Below are 17,470 nucleotides of genomic sequence, written 5' to 3' on the forward strand. Positions count from 1 at the left end.
CACTCCGAGAGAGATCAGGCGTAGGGCGGATGATCCAGCCCCGCAGGACTCTTCGTGAAGATGCGGCATCCGGTTTCAGTGATGCCGATCGAATGTTCAAATTGTGCCGAGAGCGAGCGGTCGCGCGTCACCGCCGTCCAGCCGTCGTCCAGCATCTTCACGTCGGGTCGGCCGATGTTGATCATCGGCTCGATCGTGAAGATCATGCCGGGCTTCAGCTCCGGCCCGCTGCCGGGGCGGCCGACATGCACCACCTCGGGCGCATCGTGGAACACGCGACCGACGCCGTGCCCGCAGAAATCGCGTACCACGCCGTAGCGATGCTTCTCGGCATGGGCCTGGATTGCGTGGCTGATGTCGCCGAGGCGATTGCCGGGCCTCGCCTGCTCGATGCCGAGCATCAGGCATTCGTAGGTCACGTCGACCAGCCGCTTCGCCTTGATCGGCACGTTGCCGACCAGGAACATGCGACTGGTGTCGCCGTGCCAGCCGTCCAGCACCGGAGTCACGTCGATATTGACGATGTCGCCGTCCTTCAGCGTCTTGTCGCCGGGGATGCCGTGGCACACGACGTGGTTGATCGAGGTGCAGCAGCTCTTGGTGAAGCCACGATAGCCGAGCGTGCCGGGCACCGCGCCCGCATCCAGCGTCATGCGCCGCACGATGTCGTCGAGCGCCTCGGTGGTGACGCCGGGCACGACATGCGGCACCAGCGCATCGAGGATCGAAGCGGCGAGCTGGCCGGCGGCGTGCATGCCCTCGAAGGCGGTCTCGTCATAGAGCTTGATCGCGCCATCGCGCTCGATCGGGTCGTCGGCGGTCACGGTGATATACTGGGTCATCCGCGCCATATAGCGCTTGTCGGGCGTCCGCGCTATGGCGGCCCGCGATGGACGACACGCGCATCTGGACCGCCGGCATCGTGGTGATCGGCGACGAAATCCTCTCGGGCCGGACGCAGGACAGGAACGTCGCCCAGATCGGCCTGTGGCTGAACCTCCAGGGCATCCGCCTGAGGGAGGTGCGCGTCGTCGCCGACGACATGGCCGCGATCGCCGAGGCCGTGACGACGCTGGCGGGTCGCAACGACTACTGCTTCACCACCGGCGGCATCGGTCCCACTCACGACGACATCACGGTGGACGCGATCGCCGCCGCCTACGGCCTCGGCGTCGAGGTGCATCCCCGCGCGCGGCAGGTGCTGGAGAATTATTACGGATCGCGCGGCGGTCTCACCGAGGCGCGGCTGCGCATGGCCCGCGTGCCGGCGGGCGCCAGCCTGATCGAGAACCGCATCTCAGGCGCGCCCGGCATCCGGCTCGACAATATCTTCATCCTCGCCGGTGTACCGCATATCGCCGGCCAGATGATCGACGCGCTGACCGGCACGCTTCCGGGCGGCAAGCCATTGCTCTCCACGACGCTCGGCTGCTGGGTTCCCGAGAGCGAGGTGGCCGACATCCTGCGCCACGCCGAGAGGACCCACGAGGGCTGTCAGATCGGCAGCTACCCCTTCTTCCGCGAGGGCAAGGTCGGCGCGAACTTCGTGATCCGCTCCACCGAGGCGGACGGGCTGGAACGATGCGCGGCCGATCTCGCCGCCGAACTTGCGGATGTCGGCTTCGAGACGGTGCCGGGAGGGATCTAGGCTGGCTGCGGCTCCGCCTTCGGCGTCATCGCGATGATCGCCATCGTCACGAAACCCATCACCGTCGACACCGCGAAGGCCGCGCCGGGAAAATAGAAGGGCGTGTGCGGCCCGGTAAAATAGGCCAACGGCTGGGCCAGCAGGAAAGGCCCGAGGATCGCCGCCATCGCCGCTACGCTGGCGTTCATGCCCTGCAGCTCGCCCTGCTGGTTCCCCGCGACGCGTTTAGACATCATCGCCATCAGCGACGGCTGAACCACGCTCTGCAGCGCGGTGCAGAGCAGCAGGCAGAACGCCACCCATTCGTTGCGGATCACCGCATAGCCCGCGAAGAGCAGGGTGGCGCAGGTGACGCCGAACATCACCGCTCGCCGTTCGCCCAGCCGCTTCACGATCCGTCCGACCAGCAGCAATTGGCCCATCGCCATCCCTATGCCGGCGATCGCCAGCGACACGCCGACCAGCGTGCTCGACCAGCCGAAGCTGGCGATCGCGTAATAGGACCATGTGACCGGGTAGACCATCCCGGCCAGCTGCCAGAAGAAATAGGCGACGAGCAAGGGCAGCACGGCCCCGGCACGGCCGAGCGCACGCAGCGCGCCGAGCGGGTTCAGCCGCCCGATGTCGAGCGAGCGCCGCTGATCGGGCGACAGCGTCTCGGGGAAGACGGTGAGGCCATAGACGAAATTGCAGGCGGCGAGCGCGGCCGCAGCGTAGAAGGGCGCGCGCGGCCCCAGCGCGCCGAGCAGGCCGCCGATTGCCGGGCCGACGACGAAGCCGATGCCGAAGGCGGCGCCGATCCACCCGAACACCTTCGCGCGGTCTTCCTCGCCCGATATGTCGGCGAGCGCCGCCATCGCCGGGCCGTAAGAAGCGCCGAAGATGCCGGCCAGGAAGCGGCCGAGGAACAGCCAGCCGATGGTGGGCGAAAAGCCGACGATGGCATAGTCGATCGCCAGTCCGCCGAGCGCGCCGAGCAGCACCGGTCGCCGCCCGAAGCGATCGCCCAGTCCGCCCACCAGCGGCCCGCACAGAAACTGCATCGCGGCATACACCTGCCACAGCCACCCGCCGATCCGTGTCGCATCGGACAGCGTGCCGTGATCGAGCTTCATCACCAGTGCGGGCATTACCGGCAGCACGATGCCGAAGCCGATCGCATCGATGAAGATCGTCGCCGCCACGAATCGCGCGGCACGGGCGGGATCGGGCCGGGCGGTTGCAGGTATCGCGATCGGGGGCTCTCCGGGGCGGGTCATACTCGCCTTCTAGCGCGGATCGGGCCGACCATCTTCGATGAAACGCATCAGGTTCAGTGAATTGCCGCTGGAGCGGGTGAAGGGAATCGAACCCTCGTCGTAAGCTTGGGAAGCTTCTGCTCTACCATTGAGCTACACCCGCAAGAGACTGAAAAATATACATTTCCAGCTCGGATCGCCAAGACGTTTTACAGCGTGCTTTACAAACGCGCCCGCAATCCGCTCGCCGAGTGCCACAGCAACCTTGGCCTCGTCAACGCAGACTCGTCGGATTGTTCGTACGCACTCGGGGCCCCACCCCATCATGCCCGCGATTTCCGCGTCCGAGAGACCTTGAAGGTGGTTTCTCACGGTCTTCCTCATCGTTGCACGATAACGGGTTGCAAGCCAAATCCTGGACCATCACGAAAAGATCATGCGCGAGACTGATGCTACGCCCGCCCAGGATGGCGACCTCCGACTGACCGACCGCCTTCCGGCGCCGCTTCGCGTCACAGCGCGCTGGTGGCGGATCAATGGCTCGGGTTCGGTCGATCACGCGGCAGTCATCGAACGGGTTTGCGAAGAGAGCGGCTGGTCGCCGCGCTTCGCCTTCATGACGATCATGTCGGCCGGCATCGCCGTGCTGGGCCTGCTGCTGTCTTCCCCGGCGGTGGTGATCGGAGCGATGCTGATCTCGCCGCTGATGGGACCGATCATGGGGCTGGGCTTCAGCCTCGCCTTGTTCGACTTCAAAGAGATGCGCCGATCGGTGACGGCGCTAGTCGTTTCAGCAGCGTTGGCGGTGATGTTCACTGGGCTCGTTGTGCTCTGCTCGCCGCTCAAGGCCGCGACGGCCGAGATTCTGGCCCGCACGCGGCCGAACCTGTTCGACCTGCTGGTCGCGCTCTTCTCCGCACTTGCGGGTGCTTTCGCGCTGATCCGTGGGCGCGGCGAGACGATCGTCGGCGTGGCCATCGCAACCGCACTGATGCCGCCGCTCGCGACGGTCGGCTATGGCCTCGCCACGGCCAACCTGTCGATTGCGGGAGGCGCCTTCGCCTTGTTCGGCACTAACTTCGTGACGATCGCGCTCTCGGCAACGATCATGGCACGGCTCTATGGCTTCGGACACCGGCTCTCCAGCCAGCAGAGCTGGCTCCAGACTGCGTTGCTGCTAACCGTCTTCGTGCTGATGGCGATCCCGCTCGCCATCTCACTCGACCGCATCGCGCGCGAGGCGGTGATCGCGACGCAGGTGCGCGGCGTGCTCGCCTCCAGCTTCGCCCGCGAAGCGCGCGTGACGCAGCTCGATATCGATTACGAGGCCGATCCGATCGCGGTGCGGGCGGTCATCATCGTGCCCAAATCGAAGGCTCTGCGGACGGTGGTGCTAGCCGAGAGATTGCAGGCGAAGCTGAAGCAACCGGTTACGCTGCGCGCCGACCAGGTGCTCGTCGATCCGGCCTCGGCCGCGCTCGATCAGGAGAAGGCCGCATTCGCGCAAGCGCAGGAGCAGCAACGGATCCGCGAGGAAGGGACCGAGATCTCGCACCTGCTTGCCGTCGCCGCCGGCGTCGATCCGGGGACGATCACGATCGATCGGGACGCCCGGCGGGCGATCGCGGCGGCGCATCCGCTGCCTGGAGCCTCTCTTGCAGCCTATCAGGCGCTGGAGGCGCGGGTCGGCGCGCAGGCGCCGGGTTGGACGATATTCGTCGTCCCTCCGTCGGGGCTTGCTCTCTCCGATATCGGCTTCGCCCAGAATGTCGATGCCCTCGATGATGGAGCACAAGCGGCGCTAAGGATCGATACTTGGGCCGCACAACGCTGGAATTGGCCGGCGCTCGCGGTGCCGGGCCTGACCGAGCCGCATCCGGAGAGGCCAAATCTTGGGCAGCGCCGTGCGGCCGCAGTTGCCGGTGCGCTGCGCAGGCTGGGCTTAACGGTCGTGGCTGCCAAGGTTTCAGGCAACAACGCTACCATGCGGTTGCAGCAGGGCATGCCGGAATGAAGCGGTTGCGAATGGCCTATTCCGGTGCCGATATCGCGCGGCTGACGATCGCGCCGCTTTTCGTGTTGGCAGGACTGATCCATCTCTCGCGGCCGGGCTTCTTCGCGCCGATGATGCCATCGCCGGTGCCTTATCCTCATGCGGTCATCATGCTGACGGGGATCGCCGAGATCGTCGGGGTGATCGGCCTGTTCGTGCCGCGCGTTCGCGCGCTGGCCGGTGTCATGCTCGCGCTCTACGCGCTCTGCGTCTATCCGGTGAACATCCTCCATGCGGTCCATGATCTGTCAACCGGCACGGGTCTCGGCTGGGCGTATCATTATCCCAGATTGTTCGTCCAGCCGCTGATCTGTTGGTGGGCACTGGCAGCGGGTGGCCTGCCGCGTCGTCGGACTTCGAACCCGGGCTGACACCGTCCGTGTGCATCCGGCGCGATTCTCTCTCCGTATCTTCCCTGCGCGTGAAGGGCGCGTGGTTACGAGGAGACGAGAGCGATGCCCATCCGGAAACGGTATCTTCTGCCCTTTTTCCTCATTCTGGCGGCATCCCCGGCCCTTGCCGCAGCGACCTTCGCGCCCGGGCAATGGAACCATGAAACCCGGCTCGTCCAGGCGGATGTCCCGGGTATTCCCGAATGGGTGATCCGGATGTTCGCGGGCCACGGCAGCCGAAAGAGCTGCAACAGCGCCGTGCAGCTCAACAGCCATCCCGAAACGCTGCTGACGGCGGACGATGAGGCCGTGTGCAAGCTACGAACGTTCTCGGCGGCGAACGGAAAGCTGGTGTTCGATACCTTCTGCACCAACAAGCGCTTTCCTGACGGGCTGCTCGTCGCGTCGCGCGGATCCTACACGCCGACATCCTACACCATATCGACGACCAGCACCGGCATGCGGAACGGCAAGCCCGTCCGTATCCTGACGACGGGCACCGGCAAGCATGTCGCCGATGCCTGCGCCAAGTCCTGAGCGGCCCATGATCGGGACATGGATATCGGCGGCCCTTGCGACCGCGATCAGCTTCCTCGCGCTGGACTCGATCTGGCTGAGCTTCGCAGCGAGCCGGCTCTATCGTCCGAGGCTCGGATCGCTGCTGCTCGAACGGTTCAACGTGGCGCCGGCGGCTGCCTTCTACCTGATCTACCTCGCGGGTATCCTCACCTTTGCAGTCGCACCGGCGCTTGTGACAGGACGATGGACGACCGCGCTCCTGCGTGGCGCGATGCTCGGGTTGGTAGCTTATTCGACCTACGACCTCACCAATCAGGCCACGCTGCGCGGCTGGTCGGCCACCGTTACGATCGCGGATCTCTGCTGGGGGAGTTTCGTGACCGCAACGGCCGCGATGATCGGCTTCACCGTGGCGCGCTGGGTGCTCGCGCGCGGCTGAGGGTCCAGAGGATCACCGCGGACAACGCGACCACGCTCGTCGCGTTCAGCCGCAGGAAGTGAGCGTATTCGGATGCGTCGAAGCGCCCGAGCGGTGTGCCGTAATGGCCGTGCAGCAGGCCGACAAGGACGGTCACGGCCAACAACACGGCGCCAATCCGCCATTCGTGGCGTCGAAACGCAAGGCACGCGATAAGGCCGCACGGGATCAGAAACAGCTCCACATCCGACGCCTCGCCGAACGCCTTGGCGCTCAGGATACCGTTGGCGATGCCGGTGAGCGGCAGCATCGCCCGGCCGGCGAGCGCGTTTCGGCGGGCCATAGCGGGCACGGCGGCGAAGAAGGGCGTCGAGAGGAAGGTCCAGCAGGCCACCCGCCAGTCTCCGCCGACGATCCACCACAGATAGAGCGGGTAGAAAGGCTGGTTCGATGCCACCAACAGCGCGATTCGGTTGCACGCCGCCGTCAGGGGATCGGGATGCGCGGCATAGTCGCCGAGGTAACGGAGCGGGTTCACGCGGGATCGGCGACCGGTCGCAGGCGATAATGGCTCACGCCCCATTCCTCGCCGCCCGCATGGCCGAACAGGCCGGCGGTCGCGAGATAGAAGAGGCGCCAGCGACGGCGCCACAGCTTCGCCTGATCACCATAGACCTCGCGCAGGACGGCATCGACCTCCGTGCGATTGGCATCGAAGCGGGCGAGCCATTGCTCGGCGGTGCGCTGGTAGTGCCCGCCGTTCCAGCGCCATTGCTCCTCGATCTCGAAGCATTCCGGGAAATGCCCGATCAGGCCGTGGCTGGGCATGATGCCGCCGGTGAAGAAATGCTGCGCGATCCAGTCGGTCTGGTCCGCCTTGTCGAAGCGATAGGGCTGGCTCCGGTGGCTGAACACATGGAGGAACATCCGGCCCACCGGATTGAGCCAGCCCCGCGCACGGTCGAGCAGCGCCTTCCAGTTGGACATATGCTCGAACATCTCGACCGAGACGATCCGGTCGAAGGTGCCGGTCGACTGGAAGTCGTTCATGTCGGCGGTGACGACGAGGAGATTGGTGAGGCCGGCCGCCTCCGCTAGCGCCTCGATATGGCGCCGCTGTGGGGCGGAGTTCGACACAGCGACGATCCGTGAGCGCGGGAAGCGCGCCGCCATGAACAGGGTCAGCGAGCCCCAGCCGCAGCCGAGTTCGAGGATCGTCTGGCCATCGGCGAGCCCGGCATGGGCGATCGTCTCCTCGAGCGCGAGGATCTCGGCCTCGGCCAGCGTCTCGTGGCCGGTCGGATAGAGGCAGCAGCTATATTTGCGACGTGGCCCAAGCGTCAGCTCGAAGAAGCGCGGCGGCAGCTCGTAATGCTGCTCGTTGGCGGTGTCGGCGTGCTCGGCGATCGGATGATCGGCCATGGCGCGCGCGAAGGCGGCGTCGTTGTCTTGGGCCGAAGCGAGGCTGCGCCGGCGCGTGCCGACCAGGAATTCGACACCGGCGCGCGTCACGGCATCGGGCAACGGTGTCGCCTCGACGGCACGGATGGCGGCTGCGATCGGGTTCATGGGCGATCCTCTTCGGTGCGGGATTTGGGGATGGGCCAGAAAGCGCGGATGCGCCGCTGCGTCGCGCGGAAGGCTTCCCCCCGCGAGCGCAGCATGTGCGCTTCGAGCGGCGGGATGCCGGATACATGCACGAGCAGCCAGTACATGAAGGCCGGGCCGCTCAGCGCGAGCCAGCCCCAGCCGAAGCGCCCGTCGGGCCCGACGGCGATCACCGCGTAGGCCACCCAGCCGAGCCATTCGAAGAAATAGTTGGGATGGCGCGACAGACCCCATAGCCCTTGATCGCAGACACGGCGCCGGTTGGCGGGATTGGTGCGGAAGCTGCTGAGTTGCGCGTCTGCTACGGCCTCGCCGATGACCGCCGCAAGCAGGATGGCGGCACCAGCGCCGTCGCTCAAACCGAATGCGGGCGCCGGATTGCGGGCCGCAACGAGGATCGATGCCGAAAGCAGCCACGCCGCGATCGCCTGGATCTGGAGGAAGCCGAAGAGGCGCCGGTCGAACCGATCCCCCCATTCATGGCGCAACTCGGCGTAGCGTGGGTCGTCGTGGGCGCCCTTCGTCCTGAGCGCGATGTGCGTACCCAGCCGCAACGACCAACCGCCTACCAGCACCGCCACCAGCCATTGCCGCTTGCCCGGCGGCCCGTCGATCGGCGCCAGAGCTACGACGACGCCGGCCACCCCTATCGCGTAGGACCAGATCACGTCGGTCCAGCCCGATCGGCCGGGTTTGCGGGCGATCGCCCATGCGCCGGCCATCGCGATCGAGAGCGCGACGGCGATCAGCGCGGACAGGATGACGGGGCCCATGCCAGAGATACGGGCGGTCATGAATTTAGGATGCCGCCGATTTTACGCTCATCCAAATCCGGCGTCGCTCCGTAGCTCTTTCAGGAACCGATCGAGAGAGGGTGCGGAACATCATGCAGGCCGACGGGACGCTCGATATTGCGGTGGTCGGCAGCGGCATTGCCGGCCTGTCGGCGGCGTGGCTGCTGTCGCAGCGCCATCGCGTCACGCTGTTCGAGGCGGACGATCGGATCGGCGGCCATAGCCATACGGTGATGGCGGGGGGCACACCTGTCGACACCGGCTTCATCGTCTATAACGAGCAGACCTACCCGAACCTGACGGCGCTGTTTCGCCACCTCGACGTGCCGACCAAGCCGACCGAGATGACCTTCGCGGTTTCGCTCGATCGTGGGCGCCTCGAATACTCCGGCACGGATCTCGGTGGCCTGTTCGCCCAGCGCCGCAACCTCGCGAGCCCTCGCTTCTGGTCGATGCTGCGCGATCTCGAGCGCTTCTACCGGCGCGCACCGCGCGATCTGTCGAGCATGGGGTCGGTCGGGCTCGGCGATTACCTGGATGGCCTGGGGTGCGGCGCGGCGTTCCGCGACGATCACCTCTATCCGATGGCGGCGGCGATCTGGTCGACGCCGGTCGGCGACATTCCGGATTACCCGGCCGCCGCCTTCGTCCGCTTCTGCGAAAATCACGGGCTCCTCAAGCTCGGCCGCCGTCCCGTCTGGAGGACGGTCGATGGCGGCAGCCGGGAGTATGTTGCGCGGCTTACCCGGTCCTTCGCGGATCGGATTTCAATGGCGAAGCGCGTTCGGCGTATCCGGCGTCTGCCGGGTGGCGTGGAGATCGACGTCGGCGGTGGCGCGGAGCGTTTCGATCATGTCGTGATCGCCACCCATGCCGATCAGGCGCTGGCGATGCTGGGCGATGCCGATGCCCGCGAGCATCGCATTCTCGGCGCTTTCGGCTATCGCCGCAACGAGGCGGTGCTGCACTCCGACCCGTCGCTGATGCCCAGGCGCCGCCGTGTCTGGTCGAGCTGGAACTATGCGTCGGAAGCTGGTGCGGGCGCACCGGCGCTTTCGGTCACCTACTGGATGAACCGTCTTCAACGCCTGCCCGACGCGCATCCCCTGTTCGTGACGCTCAATCCGATCCGTCCCCCCGATCCGTCGCTTGTCCACCGCCGCGATATCTACGATCATCCGGTCTTCGATACGGCGGCCGGCGCTGCACAGGCCAAGCTCTGGTCGCTACAGGGCGTTCGCAATACATGGTTCTGCGGCGCCTATTTCGGTGCGGGCTTCCACGAGGACGGGTTGCAGGCGGGGCTGGCGGTGGCCGAGCAGCTTGGCGGCGTGCGGCGGCCGTGGAGCGTCGACGGAGAATCCGATCGCATCCAGATCACGCGACCGGCCGACTTGGCGGTCGCCGCATGACGGGCAACTCCGCCCTCTACGTCGGCCACGTCATGCACCGCCGGACGCGGCCAAGATCTCATCGGCTGCGCTACCGCATCTTCTCGCTGCTGCTCGATCTCGACGAGATCGACATGCTGGCGGCGAGGCTGATGGTCTTCTCGCGCAGTCGGTTCAACCTCTTCTCATTCCACGATCGTGATTATGCTGCCGGTACGCGAGAGCCGCTGCGGGCGCAGGTCGAGCGACATCTCGCCTCCGCGGGCATGGATCTTGGCGGAGGGGCCATCCGGCTTCTCACCATGCCCCGTATCCTCGGCTTCGCGTTCAACCCGCTGAACGTCTATTTCTGCCATGACAGCGGCGGGGCGCTTCGGGCCGTGCTCTATGAGGTGAACAACACCTTCGGGCAGCGGCACAGCTATCTCCTGCCGGTCGAGCAGGTAGCCGGCACCGTCCGGCAGGGCTGCGCCAAGGATTTCCACGTCTCGCCCTTCATGGGCATGGACATGCGCTACGCTTTCCGACTGACGCCGCCGGATCAGCGCCTGTCCCTTGCCATCACCGGTTCCGACGGGGAGGGGCCGATCATCACGGCGGTCCACAGCGCCGCGCGCAGACCGTTGACTAATGCCCAGTTGCTCAGGGCCTTCGCCACCCACCCGCTGCTGACCTTCAAGGTTGTCGGCGGCATCCTGTGGGAAGCGCTCAGGCTCTGGATCAAGGGAGTGCCGGTGCAAGATCGGCCGGCGCTGCCCATTCAACCCGTCACCATCGTGAAAACGCCGCAGGAGGCCGCATGCATCTGAGTCACGAGACGCAGGCCGATGCCGTCTCCTTTCCGCAAGCGACGCCCGAGGCCGGCCCCTGGCTGGTCCGGCGGTTGCTGCGTCATCTCGAATGCGGGCGACTGACGGTAATCCTGCCCTCGGGCGAGCGAATCGCGCATGTCGGCCGCTGGGCGGGACCGCACGGGGTGATGGAGCTACGCAACCTTCGCGCCCTTCGGCGCCTCCTTACGCGCGGCGATGTCGGTTTTGCGGAGGGGTTTATCGCCGGCGACTGGTCCAGCCCTGACCTGACCGCGCTGATCGCGATGGCGGCGGAGAATGTCTCACGCCTCGACCGGACGACGGACGGTTTCTGGCCGGTCCGGCTTTGGCGCCAGCTCGGTCACGCGCTCAAGCGCAATTCCGCGAACGGCAGCCGCCGCAACATCGCCTTCCACTATGATCTCGGCAACGATTTCTACCGGCTCTGGCTCGACGAGAGTATGACCTATTCCTCGGCGTGCCGGATCGCGCCCGGCCAGTCACTGGAAGCAGCGCAAGGCGAAAAGCTCGATCGCATCGCCGAATTGCTGTCGCTTGGCGGCGATGAAGACGTTCTGGAGATCGGCTGTGGATGGGGAGCACTGGCGGCGAGGCTGGCGGAGCAATCCCGCAGCGTCACGGGACTCACGCTGTCGGTCGAGCAGCTTGCCTATGCGCGAGAGCAGTTCGCCTCCACAAGTCTCTCCGACCGCGTCGATCTGCGGCTTCAGGACTATCGCGAGGAGCAGGCACGCTACGATCGCATCGTCTCGATCGAGATGCTGGAAGCTGTCGGCGAGTCCTATTGGCCGGCCTATTTCGGGAAACTCCGCGATTGTCTCAGGCCCGGCGGCAGGGTTGTGCTGCAGGCCATCACCATTCGCGAGGATCGCTTCAACTCCTACAAACGCAGCCCCGATTTCATCCAGCGCTACATCTTCCCCGGCGGGATGCTGCCGACGCAGGCTATCCTGGCGGATCAAGCAGAACGTGCCGGCTTCGCCGTCGCGACGTCCGAGACGTTCGGTGAAGGTTATGCCGATACACTTGCCGAATGGCGCGGCCGCTTCGATGCGGCTTGGCCGAAGGTCGCGGCCCTTGGCTTCGATGCCGATTTCCGGCGTCTCTGGGACTATTATCTCAGCTATTGCGAGGCGGGCTTCCGCACCGGCACGATCGATGTCGGCCTCTACGTTCTCGAACCGACCTGATCACCCCGCGGGGTGCGCAGCTCGCCATGCCTTCACCACTGCCATCGTCTTCTCGACATGGCCGGCCGGGTCCATCGCGGAATAGGCGAAGATTACCTTGCCGTCCGGCGCGATCACATAGCTGGTACGGTTGGAGCGGGCGAGCACCGGCAGCTTCACCTTGTATTCCGATATGAGCTTGCCGTCCGCGGAGGCGACGGCGAACTTGTTGCGGCATTCGCTGACCGAGAAACGGTTGAGCTTGTCGATATCGTCGCCTGACACGCCGATCACGGTCGCGCCCAGCGCCTTGAAAGCATCGGTCGCCTCGGCGAAATCGTGCGCCTCGACGGTGCAGCCGCTGGTGAAGGCGGCCGGGTAGAAATAGAGGACGACCGGTCCCTTCCTCAGCGCATCGGCAAGGTGAAAGGGGAAGGGCTTGCCGGCGAGGCTGGCCTGCGTAGTGAAGTCCGGCGCGGTGGCACCGACGGGAAGCGCCGCTTTTCCTGGTGAGCAGGCCGATAATGCGAGGGTGCCGATGGCCGCCGCGATGATCCTGATCATATCGTATCTCCTGCCGTTCTTCATCGAGATACGCTCAGGCGCCCGAACGGGATGCATCGCCGGTCAGGCCGTCGTCAGCTTGCCGGTCAGGATTACGGGGCCGGTCGGCTGGCCAGTCGGCGAGCCGCCTACGGGCTCGACCGAGACGGCGATCGTGACGCCTGCCGCCATCACGGAGGAGGCCAGGGCCGGCACCTTGGCCCAGCCTGGCGCGGAGGCGTTCATCACGCCCATCGAACGCGGCTTGCCGTCGGCCGGGATGACCCACAACTCGGGCGAATGCGCGCCCAGATCGAGCCCGGTGACTGCAGATGTCATGCGGTTGCTGGCGGGATCAAAGCTGACCGTCACGAAGCCCTTCTTGCCGGTCAGCACCGCTACCATCGGCGCGGAGGCCTGCTGCGCGACGGGAACGCGCTCGATGACCGTCTGCGGCTTCTGGACCGCTACTACACCCAGCACGACGGCGGCGGCGCTGGCAACCAGCGTCCCGGCCTTCCACCATCGCAGCGACGCGGGAGTGGTTGGCGCGATATCATTCGCCGGCAGGCGCGCTTCGATCGCGCGCCACACCGACGCACTGGGCGCTTCGCCGGGATGATCGAATAGCGCCGCTGCATAGCCTTGCCAGCGTTTATGGGCGTCTGCGAACGCGTCATCCGACCCCAGCCGAGCCTCGACTGCTTGGCGCTCCGGCGGATCGAGCAATCCGAAAGCCAGCTCCGCGGCGAGCAGTTCATCGTCCTCGGGTAGCGCTACGCTCATGACAGACAGTCCTTGAGCTTGAGCAACGCGCGCCGGATCCGACTCTTGATCGTGCCGAGCGGCGTCGCTGCGCGGCTGGCGAGTTCGGCATAGGTCGAGCCTTCGAAGAAGGCGGTGCGGATCAGGCCCGCGTCACCACCGTCCAGCGTGCCCAGGCAATAGGCGAGCCGCTGCTGGTCCTCTCCGATCTCCAGCAGGGTCGAGGCGGGCGGCGTGGGATCTGGGACATCATCGGCCAGTTCGATCGGTGCCGTAGCTACCTTGCCACCGCTTCGCAGACGATCGACCGCACGATTGCGCGTCAGCGTGATAAGCCAGGTCATCGCGCTTCCCTTCGCCACGTCGAACGTGCCGGCCCGTCGCCACACCGAGAGATAGGCTTCCTGCAACGCCTCTTCCGCTTCCTGTCTCACGGGCAAGATACGCAGGCAGACGCCGAATAGCTTCACCGAGGTGCGGCGATAGACATCCTCGAAAGCCGCCCGGTCCCCGGCAGCGACCCGGCGGAGCGTTGCGGCAAGATTCGCGGCGTCGCTGTCGGAACTTGTCGAGCTCATGCGCATCCATAGCGAGACGAGCTTCGTAGCTCGACAAGAGGCAGACTAGAGCAGCCTCAGCGGCTGGCAAGGGAATGCAGGACTTTGACGAACAAACCCAACAGGATGTTTCGTGAAGCTCGGTAGGGGGCGCGTCGTCGGCGCGTTGCTGGGGCTGCTGGCGTCGGCCTGTTCGCCGCTCAAGGTCTTCAACGCCGCCGTGCCGAAGGATGGCGGCGTGCGGCTGGCCGTGCGCGACGCCGCCTTTGGCTCCGATCCGCGCCAACGCCTCGACATCTATGCGCCGAAGGCCGCGTCGGACAGCCCGCGCCCGATCATCATCTTCTTTTACGGTGGATCCTGGAATTCGGGGACGAAAAGTGGCTATTCCTTCGTCGGCCGCGCGCTGGCCTCGCGAGGCTTCGTCGTCGCCATTCCCGATTACCGGCTCGTCCCGCAGGTCCGCTACCCGACCTTCCTTGAAGACAATGCGGCCGCCGTGCGCTGGGTGCGCGGTCATGCGCGGGAGTTCGGAGGCGATGCCGACCGGCTGGTGCTCGCTGGCCACTCGGCAGGCGCCTACAATGCGGCGATGCTGGCGCTCGATCCCCAATTTCTCGGACCGGACCGAAAGGCGGTGCGTGGCCTTGTCGGCCTCGCTGGGCCCTATGATTTCCTGCCCTTCGATGGTCCGGTCGTCCAACAAACCTTCGGCGGCATCGGCGACCCGATCGGGACGCAGCCCGTTCACTATGTCAATCCCAACGACCCGCCCGCTTTCCTGGCGACCGGAGATAAGGACCAAACGGTGCGGCCAGCGAACAGCGATTCGCTGGCGTCGAAGCTCCGCGCCGCTGGTGTGCAGGTCGAGCGACATCGCTATTCCGACGTTGGCCATGCCGGGCTGATCACGGCGATCGCCAGGCCATTGCGTGGCCGCGCTACGGTGCTGGCAGATATGACCGCATTCGCTGCGCGGGTCACCCGATAAGTCGCGATTTGGTTTACAGTGCCTTAACTAACCCATTGAAGACGCTTGAGCGTTTTTCGAGCCATTTACAGCATTTTTGACGAAAATCCGCATTTCCAGCAGCTCGGAAAGCTTCTACTCCAAGCGCTGTCGTCAACGGCATTCGGCAGTCGCGAATGCAGGCTCGTCCCCCAAGGGTTTGTTCCGTAGCCGGGACATCCGTTTCGAACAGCAAGGATACGAACCAGATGAATCGGGGGCCTTAAGTGCCTCTTCCATCAAATAGGCGTCAAGCGAGTCAGCTCTTCGGCCGCGATCGAACATTGCGATTCAGGAAGGCGTTTCACGCGATCCGTGCTATACCGAGGCCATCACGGAGCCCTCTCCAGCATCCTCGTGACAACGGGACAAGGTGCCCGCGCTCAACGACGAGGTCCGACATGGATATCAATGAACTGCTCCATCGTGAGCAGATTTCGCTCGCGAATGCCGCCAGCGCCACGTGCGCGCCGTCACGCCGTGCCCATGAAGGGCTGGCCCGGGGGTATGGCGCAAGATTGAATGCAGCGGGTTTCCCGCATCGTCCCTATCCGGCAGGCATCTCCGTCAGGCTGCTGTCGATTTCGGCCGTGCATCGCGACGGCCGGCGCATCGGCCGCCCATGCGGTTGAAGATCGAGCACAGGACGACCTATCGCTATGCCAGCCCGGTGACGCTTCAGGCGCATCGCCTGGTGCTCACACCGCGCGACGATGCCGAGCTTGCCACCCTGTCCCGATCCCTGCGATGCGAGCCGGACGCGGATATCCGCTGGACCGCCGATGTCTTCGGTAACCCGATCGCGACCGCCACCTTCGCCGATGAGACCGATACGCTGACGATCGTCAACGAGGTCGAGATCGAGCACCGGGCGCCCGAGTGGCCGGTCTTCGCGATCGACCCCGGCGCGCATGGCTATCCGTTCGCCTATACGCTCGACGACATCGTCGATCTGGGTGCGCTGGCGCAGCCAGACTGGCTGACATCCGGCGCGGATGCGGTCGGCGCATGGGCTCGGGGCTTCGTCCTCGGCCCGCGGACCGATACGCTGTCGCTGCTCAAGGATATGAATGGCGGCATGCTGGATAGCGTCGCTTACCGGGTGCGTGACGAGGAGGGGACGCAGTCGCCGGCGGAGACGCTGAAGCTGGGCAGCGGTTCCTGCCGGGACATTGCTGCCCTCTTTATCGAGGTGGTGCGCCATCTCGGCATGGGTGCGCGCGCGGTTTCCGGATATCTGGTCGACCCCGATTTGCCTGTCGACGATGCCGGCTCCACCCATGCGTGGGCGCAGGTCTATCTTCCGGGAGCAGGCTGGATCACCTTCGATCCAACCCACCGGCGCGTCGGCAGCGGGCATCTGGTGCCCGTCGCGTTCGCCCGGTTCAACCGGCAGATCATGCCGGTGACCGGCGACTATCTCGGCGGCCCCGATGCCTTCCTGTCGATGGAGGTTTCGGTGCGGATCCGCCCGATCTAGGCTGCTCGGGGCCTCAGATCGCCGAAGCGCACCATCGTCCGCCGCTCCTCGTCCCATAGCGACAATTTCCAGCAGGCCAGGCTGTCGCGGAGCGAGATGCGCTTGGCGATGCGTCGCAATTCGGGGGCGCTGTCGACGCACGCCTGCAGGCGATAGTTCGGCACGCGGCTGCAGAGGTGATGCACGTGATGCAGGCCGATATTCCCGCTGAACCATTGCAGGACCGGCGGCAGCTCGAAATAGGAACTGCCGTGGAGCGCGGCGGTGTGGAAATCCCAATCGCCGTCCCGTTGCCAATAGGTGTCGTCGAACTGGTGCTGCACATAGAACAGCCAGTTTCCGACCCACGACGCGATGATCATCACGGGCAGATAGGTGGCAAGGACCGTGGCGACGCCGACCGTCGCCATAGCCAGGCCGAACACGGCGATCAGGGCGAGGTCGAGCGAGAGCATGCTGGCGCGGGCATCGCGATCGCGGAACGACATTCCCCTCGGTATCCTCTGGAGAACGATGAAATTGATCGGTGCGCCGAGCAGGACCATGACGAACGGGTTACGGTAAAGACGGTAACCGAGCTGACGCAGTGGCGAGAGCGCCTCATATTCCGCCACCGTCAGTATCTCGACATCGCCGCGTCCCCGGCGATCGAGGTTGCCGCTGGACGCGTGGTGGATGGCGTGGCCCTTTCGCCAATGGCCGTAGGGGGTGAGCGTCAGTACGGAGAGAATGCGACCGAGGGCATCGTTGGCGGCGCGCGATCGGAAGAACGAGCCGTGCCCGCAATCGTGCTGGATGATGAAAAGCCGGACGAGCAGCCCTGCGGCCGGGATCGCGAGCAAGAGCACCAGCGCATAGCTCGACCGCCAGACCGCGGCGATGGCAACGAGCAGGCCGACGAACGGTATCGCGGTCGTCGCCAGCTGGAACGCGCTGCGCTTCCAATCGGCGCCATAGGCCTTGAAGCGCCGGGACAGCATCCGCCCGATCGCGTCCGTGGCTGGGGAGGCGGCATCGGCCCGGCACCCGGCGGACGCGCTATCTCCCGGCATG

At 65.7% G+C, this 17,470-nt stretch carries 20 protein-coding genes and 1 tRNA gene; 11 read left to right on the top strand and 10 right to left on the bottom strand.

Annotation, left to right across the window (positions count from 1 at the left end; translation table 11 throughout):
- Positions 1 to 14 precede the first annotated feature (14 nt).
- Complete coding sequence (map, locus tag HZF05_RS02065) at positions 15 to 842, bottom strand: type I methionyl aminopeptidase (protein ID WP_160365238.1); 828 nt, start codon at positions 840 to 842, stop codon at positions 15 to 17.
- A gap of 47 nt (positions 843 to 889) precedes the next feature.
- On the opposite strand from map, the gene HZF05_RS02070 reads away from it, so the two are divergent.
- Positions 890 to 1,648: a competence/damage-inducible protein A gene (locus HZF05_RS02070; RefSeq protein ID WP_160364955.1), complete on the top strand. Its 759-nt coding sequence runs from the start codon at positions 890 to 892 to the stop codon at positions 1,646 to 1,648.
- On the opposite strand, the gene HZF05_RS02075 is transcribed toward HZF05_RS02070, so the two are convergent.
- Positions 1,645 to 2,907: a TCR/Tet family MFS transporter gene (locus HZF05_RS02075; protein ID WP_160364956.1), complete on the bottom strand. Its 1,263-nt coding sequence runs from the start codon at positions 2,905 to 2,907 to the stop codon at positions 1,645 to 1,647. The two genes, HZF05_RS02070 and HZF05_RS02075, sit on opposite strands and share 4 nt — an antisense overlap.
- Positions 2,908 to 2,975: 68 nt before the next feature.
- Positions 2,976 to 3,049, bottom strand: a tRNA-Gly gene (locus tag HZF05_RS02080).
- 273 nt (positions 3,050 to 3,322) lie between these two features.
- Between HZF05_RS02080 and HZF05_RS02085 the strand changes: the two genes are divergently transcribed.
- From HZF05_RS02085 to HZF05_RS02100, 4 genes are all read left to right on the top strand, one after another.
- Entirely contained in the window at positions 3,323 to 4,900 is a 1,578-nt protein-coding gene (locus tag HZF05_RS02085) for a TIGR00341 family protein (protein ID WP_160364957.1), read from the top strand.
- Positions 4,897 to 5,310: a DoxX family protein gene (locus HZF05_RS02090; RefSeq protein ID WP_246331457.1), complete on the top strand. Its 414-nt coding sequence runs from the start codon at positions 4,897 to 4,899 to the stop codon at positions 5,308 to 5,310. Before HZF05_RS02085 ends, HZF05_RS02090 begins: the two co-directional genes overlap by 4 nt.
- A gap of 84 nt (positions 5,311 to 5,394) precedes the next feature.
- Positions 5,395 to 5,868, top strand: a complete 474-nt coding sequence (locus HZF05_RS02095; protein WP_160364959.1) for a DUF3617 family protein — start codon at positions 5,395 to 5,397, stop codon at positions 5,866 to 5,868.
- 7 nt (positions 5,869 to 5,875) lie between these two features.
- A complete protein-coding gene (locus HZF05_RS02100; protein WP_220129650.1) occupies positions 5,876 to 6,289 on the top strand; it encodes a DUF2177 family protein in 414 nt (137 codons plus the stop codon).
- On the opposite strand, the gene HZF05_RS02105 is transcribed toward HZF05_RS02100, so the two are convergent.
- The 3 genes from HZF05_RS02105 to HZF05_RS02115 are packed head-to-tail and all read right to left on the bottom strand — an operon-like array spanning position 6,255 to position 8,670.
- Positions 6,255 to 6,806: a hypothetical protein gene (locus tag HZF05_RS02105; RefSeq protein ID WP_160364960.1), complete on the bottom strand. Its 552-nt coding sequence runs from the start codon at positions 6,804 to 6,806 to the stop codon at positions 6,255 to 6,257. The two genes, HZF05_RS02100 and HZF05_RS02105, sit on opposite strands and share 35 nt — an antisense overlap.
- Positions 6,803 to 7,837 (bottom strand): SAM-dependent methyltransferase, encoded by a 1,035-nt coding sequence (locus HZF05_RS02110; protein ID WP_160364961.1) that lies wholly within the window; start codon positions 7,835 to 7,837, stop codon positions 6,803 to 6,805. Before HZF05_RS02110 ends, HZF05_RS02105 begins: the two co-directional genes overlap by 4 nt.
- Positions 7,834 to 8,670: a DUF1295 domain-containing protein gene (locus tag HZF05_RS02115; protein ID WP_220129651.1), complete on the bottom strand. Its 837-nt coding sequence runs from the start codon at positions 8,668 to 8,670 to the stop codon at positions 7,834 to 7,836. Before HZF05_RS02115 ends, HZF05_RS02110 begins: the two co-directional genes overlap by 4 nt.
- An 80-nt stretch (positions 8,671 to 8,750) precedes the next feature.
- On the opposite strand from HZF05_RS02115, the gene HZF05_RS02120 reads away from it, so the two are divergent.
- Genes HZF05_RS02120 through HZF05_RS02130 form a run of 3 tightly spaced genes read left to right on the top strand, consistent with a single transcriptional unit; the run spans position 8,751 to position 12,084 of the window.
- Positions 8,751 to 10,082: an NAD(P)/FAD-dependent oxidoreductase gene (locus HZF05_RS02120; RefSeq protein WP_343046811.1), complete on the top strand. Its 1,332-nt coding sequence runs from the start codon at positions 8,751 to 8,753 to the stop codon at positions 10,080 to 10,082.
- The gene (locus HZF05_RS02125) at positions 10,079 to 10,870 is read left to right on the top strand and encodes a DUF1365 domain-containing protein (protein WP_160364962.1); all 792 of its coding nucleotides are present in this window, start codon (positions 10,079 to 10,081) and stop codon (positions 10,868 to 10,870) included. Before HZF05_RS02120 ends, HZF05_RS02125 begins: the two co-directional genes overlap by 4 nt.
- Entirely contained in the window at positions 10,861 to 12,084 is a 1,224-nt protein-coding gene (locus tag HZF05_RS02130) for an SAM-dependent methyltransferase (RefSeq protein ID WP_160364963.1), read from the top strand. Before HZF05_RS02125 ends, HZF05_RS02130 begins: the two co-directional genes overlap by 10 nt.
- On the opposite strand, the gene HZF05_RS02135 is transcribed toward HZF05_RS02130, so the two are convergent.
- The 3 genes from HZF05_RS02135 to HZF05_RS02145 all read right to left on the bottom strand — a co-directional run bounded on the left by HZF05_RS02135 (position 12,085) and on the right by HZF05_RS02145 (position 13,949).
- Complete coding sequence (locus tag HZF05_RS02135; RefSeq protein ID WP_160364964.1) at positions 12,085 to 12,627, bottom strand: peroxiredoxin; 543 nt, start codon at positions 12,625 to 12,627, stop codon at positions 12,085 to 12,087.
- A 63-nt stretch (positions 12,628 to 12,690) separates the two neighbouring features.
- Complete coding sequence (locus HZF05_RS02140) at positions 12,691 to 13,392, bottom strand: anti-sigma factor (protein WP_160364965.1); 702 nt, start codon at positions 13,390 to 13,392, stop codon at positions 12,691 to 12,693.
- Positions 13,389 to 13,949 carry a sigma-70 family RNA polymerase sigma factor gene (locus tag HZF05_RS02145; protein ID WP_220129652.1) on the bottom strand — a complete coding sequence of 187 codons (561 nt, stop codon included), beginning with the start codon at positions 13,947 to 13,949 and terminating at the stop codon, positions 13,389 to 13,391. The genes HZF05_RS02140 and HZF05_RS02145 overlap by 4 nt, the downstream gene beginning before the upstream one ends.
- Before the next feature lie 112 nt (positions 13,950 to 14,061).
- On the opposite strand from HZF05_RS02145, the gene HZF05_RS02150 reads away from it, so the two are divergent.
- From HZF05_RS02150 to HZF05_RS02160, 3 genes are all read left to right on the top strand, one after another.
- Positions 14,062 to 14,919, top strand: coding sequence for an alpha/beta hydrolase fold domain-containing protein (locus HZF05_RS02150; RefSeq protein WP_160364967.1), 858 nt, complete (start codon positions 14,062 to 14,064; stop codon positions 14,917 to 14,919).
- Between the two features lie 419 nt (positions 14,920 to 15,338).
- Entirely contained in the window at positions 15,339 to 15,569 is a 231-nt protein-coding gene (locus HZF05_RS02155; RefSeq protein WP_181638770.1) for a hypothetical protein, read from the top strand.
- The gene (locus HZF05_RS02160) at positions 15,560 to 16,417 is read left to right on the top strand and encodes a transglutaminase family protein (RefSeq protein ID WP_160364968.1); all 858 of its coding nucleotides are present in this window, start codon (positions 15,560 to 15,562) and stop codon (positions 16,415 to 16,417) included. The genes HZF05_RS02155 and HZF05_RS02160 overlap by 10 nt, the downstream gene beginning before the upstream one ends.
- Here HZF05_RS02160 and HZF05_RS02165 read toward each other — a convergent pair.
- Positions 16,414 to 17,469 (bottom strand): fatty acid desaturase, encoded by a 1,056-nt coding sequence (locus tag HZF05_RS02165; RefSeq protein WP_160364969.1) that lies wholly within the window; start codon positions 17,467 to 17,469, stop codon positions 16,414 to 16,416. The two genes, HZF05_RS02160 and HZF05_RS02165, sit on opposite strands and share 4 nt — an antisense overlap.
- Between the last annotated feature and the right edge of the window lies 1 nt (position 17,470).

It is taken from the genome of Sphingomonas chungangi, assembly GCF_013778325.1.
Taxonomy (GTDB): domain Bacteria; phylum Pseudomonadota; class Alphaproteobacteria; order Sphingomonadales; family Sphingomonadaceae; genus Solisphingomonas; species Solisphingomonas chungangi.

What these genes read in the sequence shown, in the direction of transcription:
- HZF05_RS02130 (WP_160364963.1), top strand. Translation starts at nt 10,861, where the DNA reads ATGCATCTGAGTCACGAGACGCAGGCCGATGCCGTCTCCTTTCCGCAA.
- HZF05_RS02145 (WP_220129652.1), bottom strand. Translation starts at nt 13,949, where the DNA reads ATGAGCTCGACAAGTTCCGACAGCGACGCCGCGAATCTTGCCGCAACG.
- HZF05_RS02115 (WP_220129651.1), bottom strand. Translation starts at nt 8,670, where the DNA reads ATGACCGCCCGTATCTCTGGCATGGGCCCCGTCATCCTGTCCGCGCTG.
- HZF05_RS02165 (WP_160364969.1), bottom strand. Translation starts at nt 17,469, where the DNA reads ATGCCGGGAGATAGCGCGTCCGCCGGGTGCCGGGCCGATGCCGCCTCC.
- HZF05_RS02110 (WP_160364961.1), bottom strand. Translation starts at nt 7,837, where the DNA reads ATGAACCCGATCGCAGCCGCCATCCGTGCCGTCGAGGCGACACCGTTG.
- HZF05_RS02140 (WP_160364965.1), bottom strand. Translation starts at nt 13,392, where the DNA reads ATGAGCGTAGCGCTACCCGAGGACGATGAACTGCTCGCCGCGGAGCTG.
- HZF05_RS02085 (WP_160364957.1), top strand. Translation starts at nt 3,323, where the DNA reads ATGCGCGAGACTGATGCTACGCCCGCCCAGGATGGCGACCTCCGACTG.
- HZF05_RS02070 (WP_160364955.1), top strand. Translation starts at nt 890, where the DNA reads ATGGACGACACGCGCATCTGGACCGCCGGCATCGTGGTGATCGGCGAC.
- HZF05_RS02125 (WP_160364962.1), top strand. Translation starts at nt 10,079, where the DNA reads ATGACGGGCAACTCCGCCCTCTACGTCGGCCACGTCATGCACCGCCGG.
- HZF05_RS02095 (WP_160364959.1), top strand. Translation starts at nt 5,395, where the DNA reads ATGCCCATCCGGAAACGGTATCTTCTGCCCTTTTTCCTCATTCTGGCG.
- HZF05_RS02075 (WP_160364956.1), bottom strand. Translation starts at nt 2,907, where the DNA reads ATGACCCGCCCCGGAGAGCCCCCGATCGCGATACCTGCAACCGCCCGG.
- HZF05_RS02155 (WP_181638770.1), top strand. Translation starts at nt 15,339, where the DNA reads ATGGATATCAATGAACTGCTCCATCGTGAGCAGATTTCGCTCGCGAAT.
- HZF05_RS02135 (WP_160364964.1), bottom strand. Translation starts at nt 12,627, where the DNA reads ATGATCAGGATCATCGCGGCGGCCATCGGCACCCTCGCATTATCGGCC.
- HZF05_RS02100 (WP_220129650.1), top strand. Translation starts at nt 5,876, where the DNA reads ATGATCGGGACATGGATATCGGCGGCCCTTGCGACCGCGATCAGCTTC.
- HZF05_RS02160 (WP_160364968.1), top strand. Translation starts at nt 15,560, where the DNA reads ATGCGGTTGAAGATCGAGCACAGGACGACCTATCGCTATGCCAGCCCG.
- HZF05_RS02090 (WP_246331457.1), top strand. Translation starts at nt 4,897, where the DNA reads ATGAAGCGGTTGCGAATGGCCTATTCCGGTGCCGATATCGCGCGGCTG.
- map (WP_160365238.1), bottom strand. Translation starts at nt 842, where the DNA reads ATGACCCAGTATATCACCGTGACCGCCGACGACCCGATCGAGCGCGAT.